This is a genomic window from Paramicrobacterium agarici (genome assembly GCF_002563955.1).
In the GTDB taxonomy this organism is placed as follows: Bacteria; Actinomycetota; Actinomycetes; order Actinomycetales; family Microbacteriaceae; genus Paramicrobacterium; species Paramicrobacterium agarici.
Window position 1 is genome coordinate 755,722 of record NZ_PDJE01000001.1, and the last position, 25,384, is coordinate 781,105.

Sequence of the window (25,384 nt, forward strand, 5' to 3'; positions counted from 1 at the left end):
CCCGCCGCGTTGCCAAGCGGAGCGAGGCCTACCGGCACACGGACAGGATGCCGGCGATGTCGGTGATCTGCTCGCGAATCGTGTCGAGTTCGGGTGCGATGCCGCGCCTGGCCATTTTGCTGAGCAGGCTCTGCGGCGACTTCACGCGCGACGCGACGTGCTCGATGGGGTTGTAGCGGTGCAGGTGCAGAAACTCTTCGCGCAGAATCGACACCTTGGTGAGCATCTCGTCGACCGCGAAGCGGTACTGCATGAGAAACCGTGGAAACTCGGCGCGCATGCGGCGGGCAAACTCCCGCATGTCTTCGTCAGGGATATTGGATGCTGCGGAGCTCACGCATCCTCCTCGTGAAGCGCGGTCGGTACGACGAGTCTACGCGCGCAGCTGTTGACATCGACGTGGGTGATGAGCTTGTCGCCGTACGGCTACACAAATGTCGAAGAGGTGCCGATGTTTACGATGCGAGAGGCGTCCTCGATCGTGCGTGAGCTTCGAGAGCGACGCGGGTGGTCGCAAAGCGAACTCGCGAGTGAAGCTCGTGTCTCGAGGTCGTTCATCGCGGATGTCGAGGCGGGGAAACCCACGGTGGAGGCCGCGAAGCTCTTCGACGCTCTCCAAGCTCTGGGGTTCGAAGTGGCGCTGCGCTCGCTCGATGACGGGCAGGTGCGATGGTGACCGACCGGAACCTCGATGTATATCTTGGCGGTCAGTTCAGCGGGGTACTTGCTCAGTCACCCGCGGGAAACGTCACGTTCGACTATGACGAAGAGTACCGCGTCTCTGAGAGTGCGACACCGCTGTCGCTTGCAATGCCATTGGTGACGCCAACCCATCGGAAACGTGCTGTACTCCCCTGGCTCCAAGGACTGCTTCCTGACAATCGGTACTGCTGCTCAGATGGCGGACGGTGTGCTGGTGGGGCTGAAGAAGCTTCCGCTCGTGCTGAACTAGATCATTCCGCCACGGTATTCCTTCGAGCCAACGTTTCGAGGTGATGCGGGGCAGGTACGGAGTGCTTCAGCTATGCGCTAGGTGCGTACTGCTCCAGGCGTTGCAGCGCCGGCTGCGAGGCCGGATCGACGACCGCTGCAGCACCGACCGCGTTGGCGGTGCGCAGCGCAGCCTCATAGGGAAGGCCCGCGCGAAGGGCGATCGTGAGTGCTGCGCAGAACGCGTCGCCGGCGCCGACCGTGTTCACGGGCGTCGTCTTGACAGCATCCGCGAAGGCCACCTGCGTGCCATGCTCGAGAATCGCCGAACCCTGCGCACCGTAGGTCACGGCGACGAGTGAGGCGTCAGCGAGCTCGGGGATGAGCTCGTACTCGGTCTCGTTCACGATGATCAGGTCGGCGCGGTCGATGAGCTCCGCAGGCAGCGGCATCGCCGGAGCGGCATTGAGCGCGAAATAGCCGCGGCATCGCCGCGCGAGCTCGGTGACGGTGTCGAGCGAGATCTCCAGCTGCGCGAGCACCGTGTCATGCTCGCCGACCTCCACGCCCTCAATGCTCACGTGCGCATTGGCGCCCTCGCACACCGCGATCTGGTTCTCTCCGGCAGCATCCACGACGATCAGCGCGGTACCGGTCTCGGTGTCGACTGTCGCCACGTGCGTGAGGTCGACGCCCGCTGACTCAAGTGCCCGCCGCATTGCTGCTCCGTCAGCATCCGACCCCACTGCTCCCACCATGCGCGTGCGTGCCCCGAGCCGGGCTGCCGCCGCCGCCTGGTTGGCGCCCTTGCCGCCGGCCTCGCGCGTGAGGCGGCCGCCGCCGACGGTTTCGCCCGGGCCGGGCAGTCGTTCGGTGACCGCGGAAATGTCGGCGTTGATGCTGCCGACGACGGTGAGATCGATGTCAAATGCCATGGTGTCCTTGGGTGTGCGAGTTCGGATCAGTTTGACGGGGTCTGGATCACGGTCAGGTGGCCGACGCGCGACGAGACGATGCACTTGGCCAGGTAGACGGGCGTCGTGTTGTGCTCGATCACCTGGGTCAGGATGATGACGGGATCGGATGCTGCCAGGCCAAGCTGTCTGCCTCGCGAAGCGCCGACAACGCTCGGCGTGATCTGGCATGAGCTTGCCGAGAAGATCGGGCCGCAGGCGTCGAGGAGCCCCGCGTACAGTGTCGCGTTCTGCTCAGCCGCCTGCTGAAACGACGCGGCGATCGCGGGGCTGATATCGCTGAGGTAGCGACCGGCCGGAAGGTGCTCCTGCACGATGGCGATCGGCTCGCCCGCGCGCGACAGCACGCTCTCGCGAAACCAGGTGTTCGCCTCGGGATCAAGATTGAGGTTGCTCGACACGAACTCGGTGTTCGGCTGCATCACGAAGGTGACCGGTGTCACGGCGACGGGGTGTTCGGCGTTCGCGAGCGCGACCTCGAACGGTCGCAGATCTTCGAGTCCGACCTTAGGGGTGGATGCTGTGACAAACCGCCCGACTCCGCGCCGCGTGGTGATGAGGCCGTCTTCTTCGAGCAGCATGAGGGCTTCGCGAATCACGGTGCGGCTCACTCCGAGCGAGGTGCCGAGTTCTGTTTCACGGGGGAGTGCGGAGCCGAGGGGAAAGACGCCGTCGCGAATGCCCTGCGTGATGCGCGTGTAGGCGGCGACGCGCAGCGGTTGTCCGACCGTTGTCGTGAGCGGTTCCGCGAGGAACTCGTCCATCTGGGTCATCCGGCTCCCTGCGTTCAGCGGTGTCTGTGCTTCGGCTCTATTCAACCAGAACCACCCACCTTGCACATGTTCTACCCAAGAGGTATAACATCATACTAGCTACGCGATCATGCCCTCCAGCATCCGCCCCTTCCCTCAGACAAAGGAGTCTTTCCATGTCATCAACTCGCGTCACGCCCTCCGGCGCGGCATCCGTCAACCCAGCGCCAAGCGGCGATGGAAAGCTTCACGGTCGCCGAGCGATCGGCCTCGTCGCGACGCTGATTCTTGCGGTCGTCGCCTTTCAGCTCAACGCGAGCATGATCACCCCGGCGCTGCCAGACATGGCCCGAACGCTCGGTGTTGACATCGATTCGGTCTCTCAAGTGTCGTCGCTGTTCTTTCTCGCGGGGGCCGTCGGAGGTGTGCTGCTCGCGCGGTGGAGCGACTTCATCGGGCGTAAGCGCGGACTGCTGATCGTGCTCGGAATTCTCTCGGTGGGCACCCTGCTCTGCCTGTTCGCGCCGAACCTGCAGATTCTGCTCGTCGGCCGTGTGCTGCAGGGTGCGTCGAGCGCCGCGTTCCAGCTCTCGTACGTGATTCTCAACGAGTCGCTGACCAAGAAGATGTTCGCCACCATGCTTGGTGTGCTCACGGCCATCAATGGCGGTGTGGGCGGGGTCGACGGCTGGATCGGCGGGCTGCTCACCGACGCGTTCGGATTCCGCTCGCTGTTCGTGGTGATCTTCATCGTCGGCGTTCTCGCCCTGGTGTGCGTCTGGCTCGCGGCGCCCGAAGACACTGGGGCCGCCTCGTCGGGAACGATGGACTGGTGGGGTGCGGCTGCGCTGTCTGTCGGGCTCATCTGCCTCACATACTTCGTCTCCACGGGCGGCGCGCAAGGGTGGGCTGCCCCGCTTACGCTGGCATTCCTTGCGGGAACGGTCATCGCGTTCGTCGCCTTCGTGCAGATCGAGAAGCGCAGAGCAACGCCGCTCATCGCAGTGCAGCACTTGAAGTCGCGCCAGGTGTGGCCCGTGATCGCGACGACCGTGCTCACGCTGTCGAGCGTCTTCGCTGTGATCAACTTCACCGTGGTGATGCTGAGCCAGAACTCTGAGGTCGGCTTCGGCATGAACGCTGCAACGAGCGCCCTGATGTTCCTCGCCCCGCCCGCGCTCATCGGCCTCGCTGCGGCGCCCTTCGCCGGGTGGCTCTCGGCCCGCGTCGGCTGGATCAGCATCCTTCGAATTGGCCTCGTCATCTGCCTGGCCGCGCTCGTCGTGATCACGCTGTTCCCGCAGAGCCAGTGGGTCGTCTTCGGTATGATCGCCGTGCTCGGTGTTGCCTACAACGGCCTCGTGCTGACCACCACGAACGGGCTCGGCGTCATCCAATCGCCGGCGGAGGCACCGTCGGCGCTGCCGAGCATGAACAGCGCAGGGTTCGGCATCGGCGCGAGCCTCGGCATTGCGATCGTCGCTCCGTTCGTCGCCTCGGGTGGCATCGGCGGATTCACGCTCGCGCTCTGGGTCTCCGTTGCGATCACGGTTCTCGCGCTCGTTGCGAGCTTCATCTTGAAAGCAGCTCCGAGCCGCGACTGAGCGACTCACAGCATCCGCCATTCACTCTCAACGTAAGGAACACCAATGCCACGCCCCGTCTACTTCGATTGCGACACCGGCATCGACGACTCCATGGCGCTCGCCTACCTGCTGGCATCGCCGGAGATCGAGCTCGTGGGAATCGGCGCCGTGCACGGCAACGTGAGCGCCACCCAGGGGGGGCGCAACACGCTGCAGCTGCTGCAGCTGGCTGGTCGTCGTGACGTGCCGGTGGCGATCGGGCGCAACGATCCGCTTGTCGGTGAGTTCGACGGGGGCGCGCCGCATGTGCACGGCCGAAACGGCATCGGCGAGATTGAGATTCCCGAGACCGACATGACACCGGTGAACGAGGATGCTGCCGACATGCTGCTGCGCTTGTCGCACGAGCACGCCGGCGCCCTCGAGGTTGTCGCGGTCGGACCGCTCACGAATCTTGCCGTTGCCCTGCAGCGAGATCCGTCGCTCGCTGAGCGCATTGCGCAGGTAACGGCGATGGGCGGGGCAGCTCTGGTTCCCGGCAACATTACGAGCGTCGCCGAAGCGAACATCGGCCACGACCCGGAGGCGGCGCAGGCTGTGGTGTCCGCGTCGTGGTCCGTGACGCTTGTTCCGCTCGACACGACGCTCGAGAACGTGCTTGAGGAGGCCGATCGCCTGCGGCTCTGCGCAGCCGAGCATCCGCTTGCCCGAGCCGTGGGCGAGATGCTCGACTACTACTTCGATTTCTACGTCGCCGAGTACGGTCGTCGGTGCAGTGCCATGCACGATCCGCTCGCGGCGGCGATCGCGGTGGGTGGGATGCTGCCGCGCGTTGCTCCGGCAGTGCCCGTCGAGGTGGATGTCACCGACGGCCCCGGGCGCGGCCAGACCGTGTGTGATCTGCGCGGTCAGCGGCAGGGCCCGGTGGATCACCCGGGGGCGAATGTGCGTGTCGTCCTCGAGACGGAGGGGCAGTTGGCGCCGCAGCTGCTCGAGCGTCTGCTGGCAATGCCGGTGCCGGCAGCGGCCGACAGGGTCGCGTAGCCCCACGCCCGTACGCCGGAGCGCATCCGGCGATCGACAGAAGGCTCACCCCGCAGCTGCTTGGGAGAACCTCTCGGCCAGCACGGAGAACGCATGGGCGAGTTCGGTGGGTTCGGCCGACTCGATCGGCACGTCAAAGCGGCCCATGGATGCTGCAAGAGCGCTCCATGACCACGACCCAGCCGTGAGGCGGCAGCGTCGCGCGCCGAGCTCCTCAACCGTTCCGTCCCCGACGAAGGGAGCGATTTCGGCCGCCGGGCTGTCGAGCACGACGGATCCCGTGCAGGGCCATGCATCAATGTGCTCGGAGCCTTTCAACCGAGCGGACACGAATGTCGAAACATCGCCGCCCGGCACGTCCCGCGGGATGAAGGGGAGCCGAGTCGGAAGGCGCGGCTGCATGCGGTCGACGCGAAAGATGCGCCAGTCATCCTTATCGAGATCCCACGCTGCGAGAAACCAGCGACCGGCCTGTGCGACCAAGCCGTGCGGCTCAACGCGGCGAGCTGGCCCGTCGCGCCCGGCGTAGTCAAAACGCAGCACCTCGCGATCGTGAGCCGCCGCTCCGACGACGGCGAGAGTCGAGGGATCGACCGTTGGTGGCGGGCGATCGCCTGATCGGGGGATCGCGTCGACCGTCAGCTGGTCGACGCGATGACGCAGTCGCGATGGCAGTACCTGACGCACGGTCGCGAGTGCTCGCGCCGACGCTTCGCTCAGTGCCGACCCTGAACCCGAAGCGGTTTGCAACGCAGCCGACAAGGCGACGGCCTGTTCGTCATCGAGCAGGAGAGGCGGCAGTACGGCGCCGGGCTCGAGCCGGTATCCGCCGTCCGGTCCCATGACCGTCGTTATCCGGTAGCCCAGTTCGCGCAGGCGGTCCACGTCGCGTCGCAGAGTGCGGTCACTCGCTCCCAGCCGCTCGCTCAGTGCGGCAGCAGCCCAGGTTCCTCCTGTCTGCATCACCGAAAGCAGATTCAGCAGGCGGGCGGTGGGCGTCGACATAGTCGCAACAGTAACTGAAGTAGTGGACGGAAACTGACCGCAACTGTTGAGACGATCGTGGCGTCGCCGAAAAGCGGCGTCGAATTCATCTCACCATCAGGAGAACCTCATGTCTGTCAACGTCACCCCTCACCTCAACTTCCGCGGCCAGGCTCGCGCGGCGCTCGAGTTCTACCAGACTGTCTTTGGAGGGTCGCTCGCGACAATCACTTACGCCGACGCGCACAACGTCACGGCGCCAGACGAAGCCGACCAGATCATGTGGGGGCAGGTCGAATCTGACGCCGGAGTCCGGATCATGGCCTACGACGTGCCGGGCCACACGGCATACGAGCCTGGCATCATCCCGCTCTTCGTCTCTGTGAGGGGAACGGATGCTGACGAGATCACGGCCTACTGGAACAAGCTTGCCGACGGCGCGACGGTCCTAGCTCCCCTCGCTCCCGCGCAGTGGGCTCCGCTCTATGGCATGCTCACCGATCGCTTTGGCGTGACGTGGGTGCTCGACGTGCAGGCCGAATGGGATGCTGCCTGACGGCGACCTTCGTGGGGAGCGGTCGGCGTAGGGAGCTCGTCGGCCGCCGAACACACGTCCCAGGTTTTAGTGCACCGCCGAGCACATCGGCCACAGAGGAGCTTCGCCCGCAGACGCCCACAGCCCCTCGTCTTGTCGACGATCCCCGCTGGCGGCTGAGTCAACTGTTCGCCCCCACCCAGGCGATTAGAGCGGAGCAGGTGGTCTGCAACGAAGAACGATCGCATCTCCAGAGAGAGTCGCTGTCCCGCAGTCGTGGGGGATGGCTAATGTGTCTCCCTTTGCAAACTGTGAAGAGAAACCGTTGGCTGTTGTGATGCGTCCTGCGCCTTCCACGCAAATGAGCACGCTGAAGCCTGGCTCTAAGTTCTGCGGTACTCCGATTTCAAGTCGGTCGGCTCGAAAAAACCTGTCCGCGGTTGTCGGTAGACGGTCACGGCTTCCCGCTCTCACCACAAGATGCCGGATGGCTGAACCGCTCCAACCACTCCCATCTACCGCTCGAAGAGCCGCGTCGAAGCCTAGTCCAAGATGACCGTCTCGGGGGCCGTCCAAGTCATAGCCGGTCCACTCGAGCAGGATCGACAAGTCTTCCGGCTCTTGAACTTCAATGAGGAAGACCTCTTGCCCAATGGCGTGCGGTATCCCGGGAGGTACGAATACGAAGTCACCGGCGCTGACCGTCAAACGGTGCATGGAGGCGAGCATCGAGCTGACGTTCTGCGTTTCAACCCAGCGCTGCAACTCGCTCGGTCGAACGTCACGACAGAAGCCGAGATGAATGTCTCCGCCCTCGAGGATGTACCAGGCTTCCGCCTTGCCGTGTCGCACGTTGAGGTTCTCCTGAGCGAACTCCCGGTTGGGGTGAACGTGAACGGGGAGCCGCTGCCCGGCATCGAGAAGTTTGACGAGAAGCATGGTGTCGGCCCCATAGCTGCGAAGGTGCTGTTCGCCAAGCCAAGTCACCGCATGCTCTCGAATTTCGTCTCGCAGAAGTCGTCCGCTCGGCAGGACGGTCAGCCCCTTCTCGTGCTCGTTGAACAGCGCGGTAGTCGACGCTATCCAATCTTCAGGAGTTGCCGGAAGAGATTCTCCGATCGCCCGAAATCCCGCGATTTTGGCGCCGCCGCTGTAGAAGCGATTGGTGGGTTGATTCGCGCCGAGAAAGACGGGCGTTCCAGTGGCGCTTGTTGAGTCAGCTGCTGTCATTTCGCTACGCCTCTCTTCTCGATCTGCGTTGGCAACACGATCGATTGTGGCTCGTGCTGATCGCCGGATATTCGACGGAACAACAGTTCCGCGCCCAAACGACCGATCGAGTGCTTGTCGTATTTCACGATCGAGAATCTTCGCGGCATCAGATCCGAGAGCTCGAAGTCGTCAAAAGTAACGAGCGGGTCGATTCGCTCATGAACCCAGAGCGCACGAAGTGCACCGATGCCTGAACGGTTATTGCCGCAGAAGTACGCCGTGGGCGGGCTTTCGAGAGCTAACATCGACGACGTTGCCGAAAACGCAGAATCCGGCGTCGAGAGGTTAGTTACGATGAGGCGTCCGTCATGGTCGACTCCTGCTTGAGCAAAAGCTTCTCTGAAGCCAGCAAGCCGTTCCCGCATGGTCGGCATGTTGAGAGTGTCGAAGAGCCCGGCAATTCTGACATGACCGTCATTGATCAACGTAGTTACGGCGTCGCGAGCACCATTCGCATTGTCGATGACGACGCTGTCCGCATTTATGCCCTCGGGCCTGCGGTCTAGGTAGACGACGGGAATGTGCGGATCAATTTCTCGCGCCAGCGCTGCATGGTCGCCACTGGTTGGAACGATGAGGAGTCCATCGAGCCGGCGGCTCACGAGGTCTCTCACCACAGCAAGTTCGTCCGCTGTGTTTTCGCCCGCGTGCGCCGTGATGAGCTGCGCGCCGTGGGCGCGGGCGACGTCCGCGACCGCCGAGGCGATTGTCGCGTAGAAGTCATTGCTGAGGTCTTTGATCAGCAGGCCTATCGTGCGGAATGAGGCTCCGGTCCTTAGCGCAAATGCCGCTGGGTTTGCCCGATAGGAGAGTTCTGCGGCTGCGGCCCGAACGCGCGCCGCGAGGTCTGGATTTACGGTCATCACGCCATTGACAACACGGGACACCGTCTTGATGCTGACCCCCGCCCGCGATGCGACGTCTCCGATGGTGGCCCGCTTGGGCGAATGTTTCGACTCCATAAATTTCCTCTAGACAACGATGTCCCGGCGACTATAGTTTGTTCGAACGGCAACGTTCGGGCTTACTGGAGTCTATCTAGACAACGTTGTCTACATAACAGTAATTGCTTTACGAGGGAGTGAGCATGAAGACAACTGCGAAGAGGTCGCTGGTGCTGGTGGGCGCACTCTCCGTCGCGGCGATGTCGCTGACGGGCTGCACCAACGATCTGGACGCCGGTGGCGACACCGATGGAAAAATTGAGTCAGTAGCGCTTATGGTCCAGGACCTCAGCAACCCGTTCTTCGCCTCCATGAACAATGGGGTCAAGGCCGCGGCCGAGGAACTTGGAGCGACCTACACCGCTCAGGACGGTCGCCAAGACCTCGCGGCGCAGAACGAGCAGATTGACGCGTTCATTCAGCAGGGTCTCGACGTCTTGCTCCTTAACGCCGTCGATTCCGAAGGAATTGGGCCTGCTGTTGAACGAGCGATAGATGCTGGCATTACGGTCGTCGCTGTAGACGTCGGAGCGAAAGGTGCACAGGCAACCGTCACAACCGACAATGTCCAGGCAGGTGAACTCTCGTGCCAGGCGCTCGTTGACGAGATCGGCGGATCTGGCGACATCCTCATCGTCGACGGAACGCCCATCACGTCTATCCAGGATCGGATGGAAGGATGCCAGAACATCCTCGACGAGAACCCCGACGTCAACGTTGTCGCGACTCAAAACGGTGACAACGGCCGTGAGAAGGCCCTGACCCTGACGACCGATATGCTGACTGCCCATCCAGATGTCGTCGGCATTTTCGCTGTCAATGACCCAACTGCGCTCGGCGCCGTGCTTGCAGCTCAGCAGGCGGGTAAGACAGACATCGTGGTCACCGGCGTCGATGGATCACCCGAAGCCGTTGCAGAGATGAGCAAAGAAGACAGCCAGTTCGTCGCGACCGCCGCTCAAGACCCGTACTTGCTCGGTACCACAGGGCTCGATATGGCGGTGAAGTTACGTAAGGGCGAGAAGCTCGACGACGACCTCGTGCTCGTTCCGAGTTCCATCGTGACTCGCGAAAACCTCGACGAGTACGACGGCTGGAAGTAGCGGCGTTTGGCCCCGGCGTCACGGCCGGGGCCATCGCGCGGCAGGACTATGACGACGGAGCACAACATGAGCCAACCGCTACTGACGATGTCAGGAATATCCAAGCGATTCGGCGGCGCCGTTGCTCTAGATGACGTACACCTCGATCTGTATCCCGGGGAAGTGCACGCACTGATGGGGGAGAACGGGGCGGGCAAGTCGACTCTGATGAAGATTCTCTCCGGTGTCTATGTACAAGACTCAGGCACAGTCACCCTCAACGGGGAGGTCATCAACTTTCAGAATCCGCGCGATGCATTGACCAAGGGCATCGCAATCATTCACCAGGAGCTCAATACGGTCGGTGACATGACCGTCGCCGAAAACCTTGCGCTCGGTCAGGAGCCAAGAAAGTTGGGCGCCGTACTTGATCGCAAAGCGCTAAAACGGTCCGCGCGAGCGAAGCTGGCGAGAATCGGCGTCGACATCTCCGTCGACCAGCCGCTGAACCGTCTGAGTATCGGTATGCAACAGATGGTAGAGATCGCTCGCGCTATTGCTGAACAAGCAAAGGTCCTTGTGCTCGATGAGCCGACGGCTGCGTTATCGCGAAGTGAAGCGCAACGTCTGTTCGCGCTCGTCGGCGAGATGCGAAATGAAGGCATAGCGCTTGCGTACATCAGTCACCGCATGGAGGAGGTCTGGCAGCTATCCGATCGAATCACCGTCCTTCGCGACGGCAAATGGGTGAGTTCCACCAAACGAGGTGAACTGACGCCGGAGCAGGTGGTTCAGCGGATGGTTGGCAGAGACGTTCAGAACTTGTATGTTCACGAGAACCGCAATCCGGGAGACATTGTCCTAGATGTCGAAGCTCTCACAAACGGAAGGGGAATCGGTCCAGTCGATCTCACGGTTCGCGCCGGTGAGGTCGTCGGACTCGTCGGTCTGATCGGTGCAGGCCGAACCGAGATGTGTCGGCTGATTTTCGGCGCTGATCGAAATGCTGGAGGACGCATATCGGTTGATGGGCAACGCGTGAAAATTCGGAAGCCTATCGATGCGATCCGCCAGCGAATCGGCATGCTTCCCGAGAGTCGAAAGGAACAGGCTCTTTTTCTGGACCTTTCGATCAGAGACAATACGGCGATGAGCAGCCTCAAGCTGTTCACTTTTGCCGGAGTGCTCAAACTGCGAGCGCTGCGCAAGGCGGCGCAGAACGAGGTGAAGACGCTTCGCATCCGAAGCACCTCCGTCAGTCAACTTGTCTCTGGTCTTTCCGGAGGGAATCAACAGAAGGTCGCACTTTCGCGTTGGCTTCTCGTCAAACCTAAGGTGCTGATTCTCGATGAGCCGACCCGCGGAGTAGACATCGGCGCCAAGCAGGAGATCTACCGCATCATCAATGACCTCACACAGGAGGGGGTGGCGGTGCTGATGGTGTCCTCGGATCTCCCCGAAGCTTTGGGAATTAGCGATCGCGTACTCGTGTTTCGCGCTGGACGCGTTGTACGTGAGATGTCACGTGATGACGCAACCGAAGAGGCCGTGATGATGGCCGCCACAGGGCTCTCCGACAATAGCCCCAGCACGTTGTCAAGCAACCAGTTAGAGGGAGACGCATAATGTCGACGCCCGCGCAATTAGAAAAGACAGAGACTGAACCGCGCCGATTCGACCTGGCCTTGGCGTGGGAGCGATTCGGCATTCTCGCGGTCCTTGTGATTCTCGTCGTGTTGATGAGCGTAATCGCTCCAAACTTCCTCAGCCTGAACAACGGTTTGAACGTGGCGCGGGCAGTGTCGATCAATGCGATTCTTGCTGCTGGTATGACGGTCGTTATCCTCACCGGCGGTATCGATCTTTCCGTAGGGTCGGCGGTTGCTCTTACAGGCGTCAGTGCTGTGCTGCTCTGGACCGCAGGCGCGCCTGCGATCGTCGCAGTTATCGGCGGCATCGTGGTCGGTGCGCTCACAGGATTGGTGAACGGCACGCTCATTGCTTATCTCGGATTGCCAGCATTCATCATCACGTTGGGTGCCCTAACGTACCTTCGCGGAATCTCCTATTCGCTGACGAACGGTCGTCCCCTCATTGCGAGCGATCTCGGTTTCCGTGGGCTGGGGAACGGTGGAATAGCAGGTATCCCGACACCGGTCGTGATCATGGTGATCGTCTACGTTGTGCTTTGGTTTGTGCTTGAGCGCACGTCATTTGGCCGGCATGTGTACGCGATCGGCGGGAACGCTGAGGCCGCGCGCCTTGCAGGAATTAACGTGAAGTGGACGCTTGTTCGGGTCTATCTCATCATGGGCGCTTGTGCCGGCCTCGCTGGTGTTATCTTCGCGGCCAGGGTCGAGAGTGGGCAGCCGAAAGCAGGCGAAGGTTACGAGCTTGATGCGATCGCCGCTGTCGTGCTTGGCGGAACAAGTCTGATGGGAGGTCGAGGCAGGATCGTCGGAACACTCATCGGCGCGCTGATCATTGGTGTCCTCAGCAACGGGCTCGTTCTCATGAACGTCCCCTTCTTCTATCAACTCGTCGTCAAGGGTGCCGTGATCGTCCTTGCCGTAGGCATCGATGGTTTGAAGAACCTCAAGCGTGTGTAGCGACGCCCGGTGCTAGGGTGGCCCGCGTTTCGAAACCAGCGCTGTGTTTCGCCCCAAACCGGGGGTAAATATCGCTCGATAGCGCCCGTGCGGCGATTCGGGCACCTGCGGCTCTGCCAGATTTGAATCATGAGTATGCCCCCACCACAACCACAGCAACCGCCCTACCCGGCACCGCAGCCTGCGGAGCAGAAGACCGGAAACGGTCTTGGCGTTGCTGCCCTTGTCGTCGGAATCGTCGCTTTCGTCGGCGCATTCATTCCCTTTGTCAACTACGCCTCTGGATTTCTCGCCTTCGTCGGCCTTGTGCTCGGCGTCATCGCACTGTTCCTGAAGGGAAAGCGCAAGGGCTCTGCAATTGCCGGCACCATCGTCTCAGTCGTCGCGCTGATCCTCTCGATCATCATGGCGCTTGTCTACACGGCTGCATTCGCGAGCGCGGTGAGCGACTCGATCGACAAGACGATTGCCGAAGAAGAGGCCAAGGCAAACCAAGAGATCGTTGTTGTCTACGAGGTTACGGGCGCCGCCAAGGATGCCTCCGTGACGTACTCGACGTACAACGACGGGTCATCAGGAACGGAGCAGGCGACCGGTACGGCATTGCCTTTCTCGAAGGAAATCACGGTTAAGGCCGGTGGAGACTTCGACTGGTCGAGCTATTCACTTATCGCAACAAACGGCATGGAAGACGCAGGCGAGATCAGCTGCTCGATCACCGTTGACGGCGAGGTTGTCTCCGAGCAAACCTCGTCTGGCGAATTCGCATCCGTGACCTGCTCCACCTCGTCGTTCGGTGATGAGGAAGAAACTGAGTAGATCAGTCGTCAATATGAACTTGGTCATCTAGACGCTCTGTAGTGGACCTCCGCAGCATATGCGGAGGCCCACTTTCTTGTCGTTTTCAGGACGCATTAATGTGGGCACAGTTGCGTGATATCGCGCAATTCCGTGGCCGAGTGATGCGAAGTTGCGGCTAGTTTCGAATGCCCACGTAGAACCGCGTTGCTCCGCTTCGGTGCAACGCTTGATAATACTCGAACCGCCGATCCTCGGCATCCCACGCGATAGACTCGATGGCCAGAACTGGTTCTCCCTCGCTGAGTTCTAAGAGCTCGGCCTCTTCTGGCTCTGGTAAGACAGGCTGCAACCACCGATCGGCACCTGATACCTCGATCGCGTAGTGCCGGCGAAGGTACTCATACAACGAGCGGTTCTCGAGGTTTGCTTTGACGACGCCAGGGCATAACTCGAGCGGGATTGTGGTCTGGACTAGCAGCCACGGTGTTTCGTCGACGGTGCGCAGACGTCGAAGTCGCGCTACTGGAGCGCCGAGATCGATGTTGAGGGCGCGAGCCTCGCTCTCGTTCGCCGCGCCCTCTTCCTGCGAGAGAACGCGCGTCGACGACGAGTGTCCGGCGGCCGTGAGGTCATCCAGTGAGCCGGACGTTGACCCCACAAAGGCAAGGTCGGGTCGTTTGGGGGAAACAAACGAACCCTTTGCCCGGATCTTATAGATGAGGCCTCGACGAACGAGATCAGCGAGTGCTTCGCGGACAACAGTGCGAGACACCCCGTACATGTCGATCAACTCGACCTCTGACGGGAGCGCCTGGTCTGGTTGGAGCACCTTGTCGTGAATCGCTGTACGAAGTGCTGTCGCAAGTTGCTGCCACAAAGGCTCATCGACTTCGCGATTCAAGCGGTATTCGCGTAGCGACGTCATCGTCATGGCAACCCCCGGTAAAGAACGTAGAAAACAAGATTATCGGGCTGTTGACAATGGCAAGCTCGACTTCTATATTCTAGTCATAACAAACTTGTCATGATAAGTTGGGCATTACCAATTCCCACGTTTGTGTCACGTCGCTACAGCGATAGACAACCTCATGACAGCCGAAGAGCAGACCGCAAAGCCGCGAGTTCTTCGGTGCACACAGCACCGCCGGTTTTTCAGGCATCTGGCCTGTATCGGCGCGATCAATTGGAGAAAACAATGTCGTTTCGATCTGCGTGGCGCTCGGGCGCTGCGGTACTTGCACTTTCTGCACTTGCGCTCATGGGCTGTTCGAGCGCAGGAGGCAACGCGGCCGAAGAGGGGGAGGACCCCAAGGACGTTTCTATTGCGCTCAGCAACGGATTCGTCAACGGCTGGCGGCTCACGCTCATCAACAAGTTCGAAGCGGAAGCCGAGAAGCTCAAAGAGCAGGGCATCATCAGCGAGTACTCATCTGTCAATGCACCAGGAGAGAACAGTGCGACGGAGCAGGCTTCCCAGATTCGCAGCCTTGTGCTGCAAGACCCGGACGTGCTGGTTGTGATACCAGCCTCGTCAACGGCCTTGGTGCCGGCGGTTGAGGAAGCGTGCGACGCCGGAATCACCGTGGTGGTGCTTGACGCCGACATGGACGCTCCGTGCGCGACGATCGTGCGTAATGACTACGCGATGTGGGGCGAGAAGTCTCTGCTTCCTGCACTCGAAGCCATAGACGGCGAGGGCAGCATTGTGCTCAATCGAGGCGTCATTGGTTCGCAGCCCGAAGAGGAAATGTATGCGCGCCAGAAGGAGATCCTTGAAGACTACCCGGATGTCACGGTAGAGGCAGAGATCAATGGCTTTTGTGACAGCAGCACAACCCAGAAGGAGATCATCGGCGTTCTTGGCTCTTTGCCTGAGATTGATGCCGTTCCCGGATGCATCGGCGGCATGGGTATCGCGCAATCTTTCGCGTCCGCGAATCGGGACGTTCCTGTTGTCGTCTTCGGCACAGATGGGAAAGCCCTCTCATATTGGCAGGAGCAGGGGATCGAAAATGGATCGTTCGCCACGTTGACCGACCCGGGTCAGGGAGTCGCTGCCATTTACGTCGCGCTCGCCATTCTGTCGGGTGAGGAGGTCCCGCACGAGATCATCCTTCCGCTGCTTGAGATCAGCCAGGATGAGCTCGACTTCTGGGTCGAGAACCTTGGGGCCGACGAATTCGCAGCGTACCCATGGGACAAGGAGAGCGTGGCCGCGGCAATTGAAGCCATCAAGGCCGAGGAAGAAGTGGTCGCTCCGAGCATCGAGTAGTGCCACTCACCTGTGACCGACGATCCTGCTATCCACCACGCCAGAAACAGGAACCGAGACATGACAATGAATGCTGCAGCGACCGAACGAGAAGATAAAGCGTCGTCCGATCAGTCGATCATCGTGGCGTCCGGCATCGAGAAGTCGTACGGAAACACTCGTGCGCTTTCCGGGGCAAGTCTTGAAATAGCACCTGGAGAGATAGTTGGGCTCGTCGGTCACAACGGCGCTGGAAAGAGCACGATGACCCGCATGCTCGCCGGGCGTGAGCAACCGGACACGGGGCGGATCTCATTTGCTGGGCAGGACAGCAAAGTCTCGTGGGACTCCTCGGAAGCCGAACGTTCCGGCGTGCGAATGATCTATCAGGAACTCGCACTCTGCCCCGATCTCAGCGCTTTTGAGAATGCGTACCTTTCAGACCCACGGAAGACTTCTCTGTTCTCATGGCGGCGCGCTATGGAGAAGAGGCTTCAACATACATTGGACACGGTGTTTCCAGAACACGGAATCACTGTGCTGAGGCGGGCCGACGCCCTCTCAATGGCACAACGCCAAATGGTCGAGATTGCGCGAGCGCTATGCACGGACAACCTCAGGCTGTTGATTCTCGACGAGCCGACTGAGTCGTTGGATTCAGACTCCGCGGCCCAGCTCTACGAATACCTCCACTCGCTAACCGACAAAGGCGTGGGCGCGCTCTTGATCTCCCACCGGATGCAGGAAGTGATCACGCACAGCGATCGCGTTGTCGTGATGAAAGACGGAGCAGTGGCGGGGACGGCGACTACCGACAGCGTCACAGAAGACGAGCTGCTAGTGATGATGGGAGGAAGTGTTCGCGCCGATACGGGAACCTTGAACCGCGTCGCGTCTACCGGCGGGGATGCGTCCGACGACGGCACTGTCGTATCGATCACGCACGGTGCTGGTGCCGGCATGAAGGTCAGAACAGGCGAGATCGTCGGCCTCGCTGGGCTTGCCGGTCAGGGCCAAGAGCTGGTTCTCCGCAGGCTCTGGGATGCCGGCCTTCTGCGACGAGGTGTGACCGTGCCTAAGGCGCGAGCATACGTACCGGGAGATCGGCAGACATCAGGAATTCTTCCTCTCTGGAATGTTGCAGAGAACCTTACAATCGCGGCCTCCAAGGTAATCACGCGGTTCGGCATCGTCAACGCGCGTCGCAAGCGAGAGCTCGCGGAGCACTGGGTAGAGATCCTGCGTGTCCGTGGAGGTGCGCACGCCCCGATTACGTCTTTGAGCGGAGGAAATCAACAGAAGGTACTGATCGCGAGGGCATTCGCGAGCGAGAGTGAGCTTGTACTTCTCGACGACCCATTTCGAGGTGTCGATGTATCGACGAAGAACGAGCTCTACGCGCTGATGAAAGCGGAGGCAGCTCGTGGACGAAGCATCGTTTGGTACTCGACGGACAACGCGGAAATGGTTCAGTGCGACCACGTCTATGTGTTCCGCGCCGGGAAGATCGTCTCTGCACTCGATGCTGACGAGATCTCTGAGGAAAGAATCATTGCCGATTCATTTGACGACAGTTCAGGACACAGCTCATGACTGACACACTTTCATCCAGATCGACGCCTCTCGGACGCAGGGCACGCGTTTCCCTGTCACACGGTTCACCTGCAATGCTCGCTCTCGTAGCGCTCGTCGTGATCTTCACTTTGGCTGTCGTGAACCAGCCAGCGATTCTGAGCGTGAACGGTCTCACGCTCATGCTCATGTCGGCCGTCCCGCTTGTGTTTGCAACGCAGGCGCAAATGCTCATCATGTCGATCGGTGATATCGATCTGGGAGTCGGAAACCTCGTTGGGCTCGTAACGGCAATTGCAGCGACCGTGCTGACCTCATCGCCGTTGGTAGGCGTACTTATGCTCGTCGGAATCGTATTCGCCTATGCCCTTACCGGCTTCCTCATTCAGAAGCGCGGTGTTCCCTCGATCATCGTCACGCTCGGGCTCTCGTTCGTTTGGTTTGGTATCGGCCTTCAGCTCATGCCGACACCCGGTGGACAGACGCCGGAGTGGCTCACAGCAATCGGTCGCTGGAGACCGGACTGGTTCCCTGCACCGCTTGTCTACGTTGCAATCGCATGCGCCGTCGGTTGGTACATCGCTCGATATAGCCGATTCGGCGCTCGAATGCGCGCCCTTGGGAGTAGCCCGGACACCCTGAAGAAGCTCGGGTGGTCGCTGACGTCGACTCGGGTTGCGACATACACGCTCGCGTCTCTTCTCATCATTATTTCGGGCCTGCTGCTTGCCTCGCAGACCCGATCTGGCGACATCAATTCGGCAGGTAGTTACACGCTCATGACGATCGCTGCGGTGATTCTGGGGGGCGGCACATTCGCTGGTGGCAGAGCTCTCCCTCTGGGAGCGTCACTCGGCGCCGTAACTCTCGGGCTCATCACGGTTCTGCTCAGCGTTATCAACCTCCCGTCCAGCATTCAATCGGCGGCGCAGGGCGCCATCGTACTCGCCGTACTCGCTGGTCGCGTCATTACGGAACGGTTCACTCGCTCATGACGACATCACTTCAGTCCCAGGATCTTCAACCTCAATCGCGCGCGGGCCGCTTGACGTGGCCCGCATGGGGATGGTCGCTCGTCGGTGTGATTCTTGTATGGGCGAGCATTGTTGCAGTGACGTCGGGCTCGGTCATGCAGCCGCTATTCCAAGCGTTGACCCTCGCTCCATACTTGGCTCTTGTCGCAGTCGGTCAAATGATGGTCATCACCCTCGGGCCGGGCAACATCGATGTTTCTGTCGGCACGATTGTCACTGTCTCCGCGTATGTCAGCGTCTCGATCGGAACCGAGTTCGGCGCAATTGCGGGTATCGCCGCTGGTGTGGTGGCAGGCGTTGCGGCCTCTATTATCAGCGTTTTCGCGATTCTCGCTCTTCGGGTTCCACCGATTATCGCCACTCTTGCCACAAGCCTGGTTCTCACATCGGTCATCCTGGTTCTTGCCGAAGCGAATCGTGGCGGCGCGGATATGGCGCTGAGGGCCTTTGTCAACTGGCGACTCTTCGGTGTATCAGGTATCGCACTCGTGGTGCTGTCGATCACAGTCGTCGTGGCGTTCGGACTGCGTAAAACTTCACTCGGGCTGTCAGTTATTGCCATCGGACAAAGCGCGAAGGCAGCGGAGAAGGCCGGGATCAAGGTGCGTACCGTAACAGGGGCGACCTACATCTTGAGTGGCGCGTTTGCTGGACTCGCTGGTGCCATTCTCTCGGCCCTGATCTCGCCCAGCACGGTGCTCGGAACCTCGTACATGCTCGATTCGATCGCCGTCGTTGTCATCGGTGGCACTCTGATCGCCGGGGGACGTCCCGTTGTGACCGGTGTTTGGACCGGCGCCATGTTCTTCGCGATGCTATCGAGCCTTCTCAACCTCATCGGCTGGAGTGTTGGAGCGCAGAACATCCTCAAAGGTCTGCTCGTCGTCCTTGTCGTGGTCATTTCGAGCGCGGCATCTGGGACCGGAAAATCGTCGCTTCGAGCACTCCGCAAGAATCTCACCTTCAATCGCAATAACAACTAGGAGACGTACATGGCTGACCTCGATGACCTTCGCGAAGGAACAGACTTCAGCGGCGTAAGCGCCAGCTCCGGATCGTTCCCTCTCAAGGGGCTTTCCGGACAAGACTGGGGAATGCGCAGCAGGTTCTCACGCATTTTCGACCCCGAAGACGGCAGGACGGTAATGCTTGCCTTCGACCACGGATACTTTCAGGGACCGACCTCTGGTCTCGAGCGCCTCGATCGCTCGATCGTCCCGCTCGCTCCACAGGCTGATGCGCTGATGTGCACACGCGGTGCCCTTCGTACGACGATTCCCGCCACCAGCGGAAAGGGGATTGTTTTGCGCGCGAGCGGCGGCCCCTCCGTGCTGAAAGAACTCTCAGACGAAGAGATCACCGTAAACATCGACGACGCGGTGAGGCTCGACGCTGCAGCCATGGCCATTCAGGTGTTCATCGGTGGTGAGCACGAGACAAAGTCAATCAAGAACATGTCGACGCTCGTTGATCAAGGGCAAGCAGCGGGAATCCCAGTTCTTGGAGTGACTGCCGTCGGCAAGGAGATGGTGCGCGACGCTCGCTACTTCCGTCTTGCCACACGCATCCCGGCGGAGCTGGGCGCCCATTTCATCAAGACGTATTACGTTGAGAAAGATTTCGAGACCGTCACCTCGGCATGCCCGGTTCCGATCATTGTTGCCGGCGGCAAGAAGGTTCCTGAACTCGATGCGCTCACGATGGCATACCGTGCCATCGATGAAGGAGCAGCGGGAGTCGACATGGGGCGGAATGTCTTCCAATCAGAGAACCCGGCAGCGATGCTCAGTGCGGTGCGCGCCGTGGTCCATGATGGCGCGACGCCCGCAGATGCGTACGCGCTGTATCAAGAACTCTCCAGCTGATGTTGGTTGCGGGGCCGACAAGCCCCGCAACCGTTCTTTGTTAGGACTCTCATGTCAAATTTGTCGACCTATCAGGCCGACGTCGGGCCCGTAGACGTGGCGATTATCGGTGCGGGCATCAACGGTCTTGCGATCGCACGTGAGGCAGCGGCGATCGGCCTGTCTGTAGCACTACTGGATCGGGCAGACATCGGGTCCGCGACGTCAGCCATTTCAACGCGCCTCATCCATGGCGGCCTCAAGTATCTCGAGAGGTTCGAGCTCAATCTGGTGCACGAATCTATTCGAGAGCGCAAACTTCTGCTTCGCGAGGCGCCGCACCTTGTGAAGCCCTACTCGATGTTGATCCCGTTCTCGAAAAAGCAATCGAGGCCCGGGTGGATGCTGGCGTGCGGCCTTATGCTTCACGACGTCCTGGCTGCCGGGAAGAAGCTCCCCTTCAACAGCATCCTTCTGAAATCACGGTTGAAGCGGGAGTGGCCGACCCTTGCCGCAGCGGGGCTTTCCTGGGGAGGGCTCTTCCAAGACGCCCACGTTCCCCTGACCGAGAGGCTCAACATCGAGCTGGCACGCGACGCAGCTGCTCACGGCGCTATCATTCTCACGCACGCTCCCGTTGTCGGCTTGGTGCGTTCTGGTGGCAATATCACTGGTGTTCGGTATCGAGATCGGATCACCGCGAACGAGAAGAGTGTCGCCGCTCGGCTGGTTGTGAATGCAGCTGGTCCATGGGTTGATTCTGTGCTCGATCTCGCAGGTGAACACGAGCGAAAGATCGGTCCAACTAAGGGCAGCCATCTCGTCATCGACACGTTTCCGGGGGCGCCGAAGACGTGCATCTTCTTCGAGTCGCCCGTGGACTCACGACCGATGTTTGTGTTGCCCTGGCAAGGACGGTACATGATCGGCACGACGGACTTGCCATACAGCGGCGATATCGATCATGTCGCAATTGACGATGACGAGATCGACTACCTGCTCGGCGCGGTGAACGACCTCATCCCGACCGCAAGGCTCACTCCCGAAGACGTTCTGTGGTCATATTCCGGAGTGCGCCCACTGCCATACGTCGGTGACCTCGACGATCCCGCAAAAGTGACGCGCGACCATCAGATTATCGAGCACGCGGGGAACGAGACAGGTCTTTACTCGATCGTTGGTGGAAAGCTTACGACGCATCGCGCGCTGGGGGAGCAAGTCGCGCGGAAGCTCGCGCGCAGGCTGGGCCGCTCGAAGCGGCCATCGCCGACTCGTATGATGCGGTTTCCAGGAGCGCCCGACGGACCGTGGGAGTCCTATCGTACGGAATTCATCCAGTCGTCGAAGCTTTCCGCTAACGTCGCCGCACGGCTCGTCGACACGTACGGAACAGCAGCGTCGACGATAGAGCGTTTGGCGACGGACGTCCCCGAGCTTGCCGAAATCGTCGACGACGAGACCAGTGCCATCGCTGCTGAGATCATCTACGCCGTGCGCTGCGAAGGCGCCGTCACCCTCGAGGACATTCTCCTAAGACGCACGACGATCGCGCTGAACCGGGATGTCGGACTGAACGCGGCATCGAAAGCCGCAGACGTACTTGTTGCCGAGGGCGAGTGGACCCCTGACTACGCTCAAGAGCAGCGAGCCGCGTACGTCGCATCGATGGCGCGCTTCCGGCCCCGGCCACTCCAGAATCAGATTCGCGAATAAGGGAATGCAATGAAGCAGTGTTACATCGGAGTCGATGTCGGACTGACATCCGCGAAAGCAGGAGCTTTCGACGAGGCTGGGGAAGAAGTGAGGACGTTTTCTGCTCCCAATCCGCGTTACGCTGCAGCAGCTGGACAGCAGGAAATCGACATGCAGCTTCTCTGGCAAGTTGTGGCGTCGGTATTGTCCGATCTGACGTCGTGGTTGAGGGAGAACGGTTGGACACCGGTCTCCCTTGGTGTCACGGCGGCAGGCAACGGCATTTATCTCGTTGACGAGGAGCTGAAACCTGTTCGACCGGCCATCGCCTCGAACGATAACCGTGCGGAAGCTATCGTCGCAAACCTCGATCCTCATGACGTAGAGGGCGTCAGGAAGATTACAGGCTCAGTACCGTGGGCGGGTCAACCTGGTGTCCTATTGAGCTGGCTTGTCGAGAACGAGCCGGACAGCGTCGAAGCTGCACACCACATGCTGACGTGCAAAGACTGGGTTCGAACCAATCTGATTGGCAGAGCGGGCGCGGAAGTCTCCGATGCTTCAGCCTGTGGCCTGATGTCATTGGAATCGCGCGCGTACGAAGCGCGTCACTTTGATCTACTCGGATTGCCGCGGGAGCTCATGCGGTTGCTTCCCCCTCTCGCTGCATCGGACGAAGTGGTTGGCACCGTGACCGACGTGGCCGCTCGCGAGACAGGGCTCCCCGTGGGACTTCCGGTTGTGGCTGGGTGCCTCGACTGCATTGCGAGTCCCATTGGGGCGGGATCCATTGACGAAAGTGAAGTGACCGTGATCGTTGGAACGTGGGCGATCAACTCCGTGACGGTGCCGATCGATCGAGAACCGCCGAACGTCACTTTGAATGCTTTACTTCCTACTCCGAGTGTTATGGCCGCAATGGAGGTTGCGCCGACATCCGCAGCGAGTATTGAGTGGTTCGCGTCACTCATGTCAAGCGTCGCACCTGATGGCGTGACGCCTCCGCAACTCCTTCATGCAGCGTCAACGGTTGCCGCAGGAGCAGACGGTCTGATGTTCCTTCCGTTCATCCATGGCGCGCCGGAGCACTTCGGGGCATCCGGCACTTTTATCGGCTTGAAAGCGCATCACGGGTACCACGAGATGGCTCGCGCTGTGGCCGAAGGGATTACTCAGTATCACCGCCATCAGCTAGAGCGCATGAGCAGAACATCGGTACTTACAGAAGGGCCATGGACGTTGGCTGGCGGGGGAGCGAGAAATGCGCTCTGGGCTCAGCTTTTTGCGGACATCGTGGATCATCCGGTGCGCCGCCAGCTAGGTACTGAGCTCGGTGCGCGAGGGGTAGCTCTCCTTGCCGCAGCGGGTGTCGGTGCCGACACAGCCTCGTGGGAAATCGATCCTGACCCCAAGCTCGTTGTCGAGCCCGGACCTGATCGCGAAATCTACCGAGAGCAATCTCGGCGCTTCGACAAGGCTATCGCCGCGATGTCGGCCGTATGGACGGAGATTGAATCATGAGTGAGGTGCCCGAACTAGACACCATTGCACGCGTGTCGCGAGAGCTGGGGTCAGATCCGGCTTTTGTCCTTCACGGCGGCGGGAACACATCGATTAAGGGGACGACCGCCGACGTCACTGGAGCCGACATAGACACTGTCTGGGTTAAGGGCAGCGGTTGGGATCTCGCGACGATCGAACCGGAGGGTTTCGCTCCATTGAGACGCAGGCGACTGCTCGACGTTCTCACGTGCGAACAACTGACCGATGAGCAGATGGTCAATGAGGTGAAGCAGGCTTCACTTATTGCCTCGGCACCGACTGCTTCCATCGAAGCGCTCCTCCACGCGTTCATTCCCGCCCGCGTTGTCCTGCACTCGCACGCCGACGCCATCGTTGCGCTGACCAATCAGCGTGGCGATGCAGGCACAAGGGCGCAGCGTGTCATCGATGCATTGGGGGAACGCGTGCTCGTACTCCCATACGTCATGCCCGGGTTCGACCTGGCCCGAGAGGTGGCGAGTCACACGGCGATCACTGGCGGAACCGTAGATGCGATTGTGCTCTCCAACCACGGACTCTTCACATTCGCCGACGACGCCGATGCTGCTTTGCGACGTCATCGTGCGCTTGTTGAGCGGGCGTCTCGAGCGCTTGGCGTCGAAACTTGGGGGCGCGACGGGGAGCAGATCTCTCGTGCTGGGAGCCCTGTGAACATCGCGGACTTCCGAGCAAAGCTGTCCGCAGCTGCGGGCAAGCCAATGATCGTCTGCCAGTCGGACTCAGCGCAAGCACGGAGCTTCGCGTCGCGTAGCGATCTTGAGGCCGTGACTTCCCGAGGGACGGCGACGCCGGAGCACGTTATTCACACGAAGCGAGAACCATTGATCGGGCGCGACGTAACTGCCTATGGGGATCGGTATCGGACATATGTCGCTGCGAACAGAGGACGAGTTTCCGACATTGTTGAGTTGGATCCTGCACCGAGGGTGATCTTCGATCCGGAATGGGGAATGCTCACGGCGGGCGCGACGGTGAAAGAGGCGAAGATTGCGAGCGATATCGCCATCCACACGTCCCGGATCATCGAGGCTGCCGACCGGATGTCGGGCTACGCGTCTCTAGACAACAGTGCGAGTTTTGATATCGAGTACTGGTCACTCGAACAGGCGAAACTCACCAGGCGATCGCGAGGAGCGTTCGCCGGTGAAGTCGCTCTCGTCACCGGCGCAGCCTCGGGGATTGGTCGCGCATGTGCAGAGCGGTTGCTCGCCGAGGGTGCGGCGGTAGTCGGCGTCGACCTGAACCCCGATGTTGAGTCGATGTTCCAAACTGATGCATGGCGCGGGGTCGTTGGAGACGTCAGCGATGCGGCAGTGCTTTCCACTGCTGCGGAGGTCGCCGCCCGCGACTTCGGAGGGGTAGACGTTCTCATCGTCGCCGCGGGTATCTTCCCTGACGCGTCGTCACTCTCGAAGCTCGACGACCGCACCTGGGACGCGGCGCTCTCTGTTAACCTGACAGCCGTCGCGCGCATCTTCCGCGAGGCGCATCCTTTCCTAGCGCGGGCGCCACGCGGCGGCCGCGTCGTGTTGGTATCCACGAAGAACGTTGCTGCTCCCGGGCCGGGCGCTGCTGCTTATTCGGCAAGTAAGACTGGCGCGGCGCAGTTAGCTCGAGTCGCAGCGCTTGAATGGGCGGCTGATGGTATTCGTGTCAATCAAGTTGATCCTGACGCTGTATTTGACACGGCTATCTGGACGCCTGAACGGCTAAAGGAACGTGCGGACCAGTACGGATTGACGGTTGAGGAATATCGCACGCGAAACCTTCTCGGCGTCGAGGTTACGAGCCGAAAGGTGGCCGACGCCGTCGTCGCTCTCTGCGGGGTGGCTTTTTCGGCTACGACGGGAGCGCACGTCACAGTGGACGGTGGCAACGAACGAGTAATTTGATGATACGTCGTCTATGACGGATG

General features: G+C 60.7%; 24 protein-coding genes. 17 read left to right on the forward strand and 7 right to left on the reverse strand.

What is annotated here, in order from left to right; all coding sequences use genetic code 11:
- Window positions 1-28: 28 nt before the first annotated feature.
- Window positions 29-337, reverse strand: coding sequence for a hypothetical protein (locus ATJ78_RS03840; protein WP_211288418.1), 309 nt, complete (start codon window positions 335-337; stop codon window positions 29-31).
- A gap of 114 nt (window positions 338-451) precedes the next feature.
- Here ATJ78_RS03840 and ATJ78_RS03845 point away from each other — a divergent pair, with 114 nt between their 5' ends.
- A complete protein-coding gene (locus ATJ78_RS03845) occupies window positions 452-676 on the forward strand; it encodes a helix-turn-helix domain-containing protein (RefSeq protein ID WP_169923375.1) in 225 nt (74 codons plus the stop codon).
- Window positions 670-996 carry a HipA N-terminal domain-containing protein gene (locus tag ATJ78_RS16270; RefSeq protein ID WP_098406389.1) on the forward strand — a complete coding sequence of 109 codons (327 nt, stop codon included), beginning with the start codon at window positions 670-672 and terminating at the stop codon, window positions 994-996. Before ATJ78_RS03845 ends, ATJ78_RS16270 begins: the two co-directional genes overlap by 7 nt.
- 26 nt (window positions 997-1,022) lie before the next feature.
- Here ATJ78_RS16270 and ATJ78_RS03855 read toward each other — a convergent pair whose 3' ends face one another.
- Window positions 1,023-1,865 (reverse strand): PfkB family carbohydrate kinase, encoded by an 843-nt coding sequence (locus tag ATJ78_RS03855; protein WP_169923376.1) that lies wholly within the window; start codon window positions 1,863-1,865, stop codon window positions 1,023-1,025.
- Between the two features lie 26 nt (window positions 1,866-1,891).
- A complete protein-coding gene (locus ATJ78_RS03860) occupies window positions 1,892-2,677 on the reverse strand; it encodes a GntR family transcriptional regulator (RefSeq protein ID WP_098406390.1) in 786 nt (261 codons plus the stop codon).
- Window positions 2,678-2,832: 155 nt separating this feature from the next.
- On the opposite strand from ATJ78_RS03860, the gene ATJ78_RS03865 reads away from it, so the two are divergent.
- Both ATJ78_RS03865 and ATJ78_RS03870 read left to right on the forward strand, forming a co-directional pair.
- Entirely contained in the window at window positions 2,833-4,260 is a 1,428-nt protein-coding gene (locus ATJ78_RS03865; protein WP_098406391.1) for an MFS transporter, read from the forward strand.
- Between the two features lie 45 nt (window positions 4,261-4,305).
- Window positions 4,306-5,286: a nucleoside hydrolase gene (locus ATJ78_RS03870; protein ID WP_098406392.1), complete on the forward strand. Its 981-nt coding sequence runs from the start codon at window positions 4,306-4,308 to the stop codon at window positions 5,284-5,286.
- Window positions 5,287-5,331: 45 nt separating this feature from the next.
- On the opposite strand, the gene ATJ78_RS03875 is transcribed toward ATJ78_RS03870, so the two are convergent.
- Window positions 5,332-6,291: a helix-turn-helix transcriptional regulator gene (locus ATJ78_RS03875; protein WP_098406393.1), complete on the reverse strand. Its 960-nt coding sequence runs from the start codon at window positions 6,289-6,291 to the stop codon at window positions 5,332-5,334.
- Between the two features lie 109 nt (window positions 6,292-6,400).
- Here ATJ78_RS03875 and ATJ78_RS03880 point away from each other — a divergent pair, with 109 nt between their 5' ends.
- A complete protein-coding gene (locus ATJ78_RS03880; RefSeq protein WP_098406394.1) occupies window positions 6,401-6,826 on the forward strand; it encodes a VOC family protein in 426 nt (141 codons plus the stop codon).
- A 186-nt stretch (window positions 6,827-7,012) separates the two neighbouring features.
- Here the strand turns inward: ATJ78_RS03880 and ATJ78_RS03885 are convergent, their stop codons facing one another.
- Entirely contained in the window at window positions 7,013-8,035 is a 1,023-nt protein-coding gene (locus tag ATJ78_RS03885; protein ID WP_098406395.1) for a class I mannose-6-phosphate isomerase, read from the reverse strand.
- A complete protein-coding gene (locus tag ATJ78_RS03890) occupies window positions 8,032-9,039 on the reverse strand; it encodes a LacI family DNA-binding transcriptional regulator (RefSeq protein WP_098406396.1) in 1,008 nt (335 codons plus the stop codon). Before ATJ78_RS03890 ends, ATJ78_RS03885 begins: the two co-directional genes overlap by 4 nt.
- A 125-nt stretch (window positions 9,040-9,164) precedes the next feature.
- Here ATJ78_RS03890 and ATJ78_RS03895 point away from each other — a divergent pair, with 125 nt between their 5' ends.
- The 4 genes from ATJ78_RS03895 to ATJ78_RS03910 all read left to right on the forward strand — a co-directional run bounded on the left by ATJ78_RS03895 (window position 9,165) and on the right by ATJ78_RS03910 (window position 13,531).
- Window positions 9,165-10,124, forward strand: coding sequence for an ABC transporter substrate-binding protein (locus tag ATJ78_RS03895; RefSeq protein WP_098406397.1), 960 nt, complete (start codon window positions 9,165-9,167; stop codon window positions 10,122-10,124).
- Between the two features lie 66 nt (window positions 10,125-10,190).
- A complete protein-coding gene (locus ATJ78_RS03900) occupies window positions 10,191-11,729 on the forward strand; it encodes a sugar ABC transporter ATP-binding protein (RefSeq protein ID WP_098409193.1) in 1,539 nt (512 codons plus the stop codon).
- Window positions 11,729-12,712, forward strand: coding sequence for an ABC transporter permease (locus tag ATJ78_RS03905; RefSeq protein WP_098406398.1), 984 nt, complete (start codon window positions 11,729-11,731; stop codon window positions 12,710-12,712). Before ATJ78_RS03900 ends, ATJ78_RS03905 begins: the two co-directional genes overlap by 1 nt.
- Before the next feature lie 129 nt (window positions 12,713-12,841).
- Window positions 12,842-13,531: an MmpS family transport accessory protein gene (locus ATJ78_RS03910; RefSeq protein ID WP_098406399.1), complete on the forward strand. Its 690-nt coding sequence runs from the start codon at window positions 12,842-12,844 to the stop codon at window positions 13,529-13,531.
- 157 nt (window positions 13,532-13,688) lie between these two features.
- Here ATJ78_RS03910 and ATJ78_RS03915 read toward each other — a convergent pair whose 3' ends face one another.
- Entirely contained in the window at window positions 13,689-14,444 is a 756-nt protein-coding gene (locus ATJ78_RS03915) for a GntR family transcriptional regulator (RefSeq protein WP_098406400.1), read from the reverse strand.
- A gap of 264 nt (window positions 14,445-14,708) precedes the next feature.
- Between ATJ78_RS03915 and ATJ78_RS03920 the strand changes: the two genes are divergently transcribed.
- From ATJ78_RS03920 to ATJ78_RS03955, 8 genes are all read left to right on the forward strand, one after another.
- Window positions 14,709-15,785 (forward strand): ABC transporter substrate-binding protein, encoded by a 1,077-nt coding sequence (locus tag ATJ78_RS03920; RefSeq protein ID WP_169923377.1) that lies wholly within the window; start codon window positions 14,709-14,711, stop codon window positions 15,783-15,785.
- 12 nt (window positions 15,786-15,797) lie between these two features.
- A complete protein-coding gene (locus ATJ78_RS03925) occupies window positions 15,798-17,357 on the forward strand; it encodes a sugar ABC transporter ATP-binding protein (protein WP_143741367.1) in 1,560 nt (519 codons plus the stop codon).
- 74 nt (window positions 17,358-17,431) lie between these two features.
- On the forward strand, window positions 17,432-18,331 hold the full coding sequence (locus ATJ78_RS03930) for an ABC transporter permease (RefSeq protein ID WP_211288420.1): 900 nt from the start codon (window positions 17,432-17,434) through the stop codon (window positions 18,329-18,331).
- Complete coding sequence (locus tag ATJ78_RS03935) at window positions 18,328-19,353, forward strand: ABC transporter permease (RefSeq protein WP_098406404.1); 1,026 nt, start codon at window positions 18,328-18,330, stop codon at window positions 19,351-19,353. Before ATJ78_RS03930 ends, ATJ78_RS03935 begins: the two co-directional genes overlap by 4 nt.
- A 9-nt stretch (window positions 19,354-19,362) precedes the next feature.
- A complete protein-coding gene (gene lsrF / locus ATJ78_RS03940; protein WP_098406405.1) occupies window positions 19,363-20,235 on the forward strand; it encodes a 3-hydroxy-5-phosphonooxypentane-2,4-dione thiolase in 873 nt (290 codons plus the stop codon).
- A 51-nt stretch (window positions 20,236-20,286) separates the two neighbouring features.
- Complete coding sequence (glpD, locus tag ATJ78_RS03945) at window positions 20,287-21,927, forward strand: glycerol-3-phosphate dehydrogenase (protein WP_098406406.1); 1,641 nt, start codon at window positions 20,287-20,289, stop codon at window positions 21,925-21,927.
- A 9-nt stretch (window positions 21,928-21,936) separates the two neighbouring features.
- Window positions 21,937-23,427, forward strand: coding sequence for an FGGY-family carbohydrate kinase (locus tag ATJ78_RS03950; RefSeq protein WP_098406407.1), 1,491 nt, complete (start codon window positions 21,937-21,939; stop codon window positions 23,425-23,427).
- Window positions 23,424-25,361 carry an SDR family oxidoreductase gene (locus ATJ78_RS03955; RefSeq protein WP_098406408.1) on the forward strand — a complete coding sequence of 646 codons (1,938 nt, stop codon included), beginning with the start codon at window positions 23,424-23,426 and terminating at the stop codon, window positions 25,359-25,361. The genes ATJ78_RS03950 and ATJ78_RS03955 overlap by 4 nt, the downstream gene beginning before the upstream one ends.
- Window positions 25,362-25,384 lie beyond the last annotated feature (23 nt).

Bases quoted from the DNA above. Each gene is read 5' to 3' on its own strand.
- ATJ78_RS03845 (WP_169923375.1), top strand. From the start codon at position 452: ATGTTTACGATGCGAGAGGCGTCCTCGATCGTGCGTGAGCTTCGAGAG.
- ATJ78_RS16270 (WP_098406389.1), top strand. From the start codon at position 670: ATGGTGACCGACCGGAACCTCGATGTATATCTTGGCGGTCAGTTCAGC.
- ATJ78_RS03855 (WP_169923376.1), bottom strand. From the start codon at position 1,865: ATGGCATTTGACATCGATCTCACCGTCGTCGGCAGCATCAACGCCGAC.
- ATJ78_RS03860 (WP_098406390.1), bottom strand. From the start codon at position 2,677: ATGACCCAGATGGACGAGTTCCTCGCGGAACCGCTCACGACAACGGTC.
- ATJ78_RS03865 (WP_098406391.1), top strand. From the start codon at position 2,833: ATGTCATCAACTCGCGTCACGCCCTCCGGCGCGGCATCCGTCAACCCA.
- ATJ78_RS03870 (WP_098406392.1), top strand. From the start codon at position 4,306: ATGCCACGCCCCGTCTACTTCGATTGCGACACCGGCATCGACGACTCC.
- ATJ78_RS03875 (WP_098406393.1), bottom strand. From the start codon at position 6,291: ATGTCGACGCCCACCGCCCGCCTGCTGAATCTGCTTTCGGTGATGCAG.
- ATJ78_RS03880 (WP_098406394.1), top strand. From the start codon at position 6,401: ATGTCTGTCAACGTCACCCCTCACCTCAACTTCCGCGGCCAGGCTCGC.
- ATJ78_RS03885 (WP_098406395.1), bottom strand. From the start codon at position 8,035: ATGACAGCAGCTGACTCAACAAGCGCCACTGGAACGCCCGTCTTTCTC.
- ATJ78_RS03890 (WP_098406396.1), bottom strand. From the start codon at position 9,039: ATGGAGTCGAAACATTCGCCCAAGCGGGCCACCATCGGAGACGTCGCA.
- ATJ78_RS03895 (WP_098406397.1), top strand. From the start codon at position 9,165: ATGAAGACAACTGCGAAGAGGTCGCTGGTGCTGGTGGGCGCACTCTCC.
- ATJ78_RS03900 (WP_098409193.1), top strand. From the start codon at position 10,191: ATGAGCCAACCGCTACTGACGATGTCAGGAATATCCAAGCGATTCGGC.
- ATJ78_RS03905 (WP_098406398.1), top strand. From the start codon at position 11,729: ATGTCGACGCCCGCGCAATTAGAAAAGACAGAGACTGAACCGCGCCGA.
- ATJ78_RS03910 (WP_098406399.1), top strand. From the start codon at position 12,842: ATGAGTATGCCCCCACCACAACCACAGCAACCGCCCTACCCGGCACCG.
- ATJ78_RS03915 (WP_098406400.1), bottom strand. From the start codon at position 14,444: ATGACGATGACGTCGCTACGCGAATACCGCTTGAATCGCGAAGTCGAT.
- ATJ78_RS03920 (WP_169923377.1), top strand. From the start codon at position 14,709: ATGTCGTTTCGATCTGCGTGGCGCTCGGGCGCTGCGGTACTTGCACTT.
- ATJ78_RS03930 (WP_211288420.1), top strand. From the start codon at position 17,432: ATGCTCGCTCTCGTAGCGCTCGTCGTGATCTTCACTTTGGCTGTCGTG.
- ATJ78_RS03935 (WP_098406404.1), top strand. From the start codon at position 18,328: ATGACGACATCACTTCAGTCCCAGGATCTTCAACCTCAATCGCGCGCG.
- lsrF (WP_098406405.1), top strand. From the start codon at position 19,363: ATGGCTGACCTCGATGACCTTCGCGAAGGAACAGACTTCAGCGGCGTA.
- glpD (WP_098406406.1), top strand. From the start codon at position 20,287: ATGTCAAATTTGTCGACCTATCAGGCCGACGTCGGGCCCGTAGACGTG.
- ATJ78_RS03950 (WP_098406407.1), top strand. From the start codon at position 21,937: ATGAAGCAGTGTTACATCGGAGTCGATGTCGGACTGACATCCGCGAAA.
- ATJ78_RS03955 (WP_098406408.1), top strand. From the start codon at position 23,424: ATGAGTGAGGTGCCCGAACTAGACACCATTGCACGCGTGTCGCGAGAG.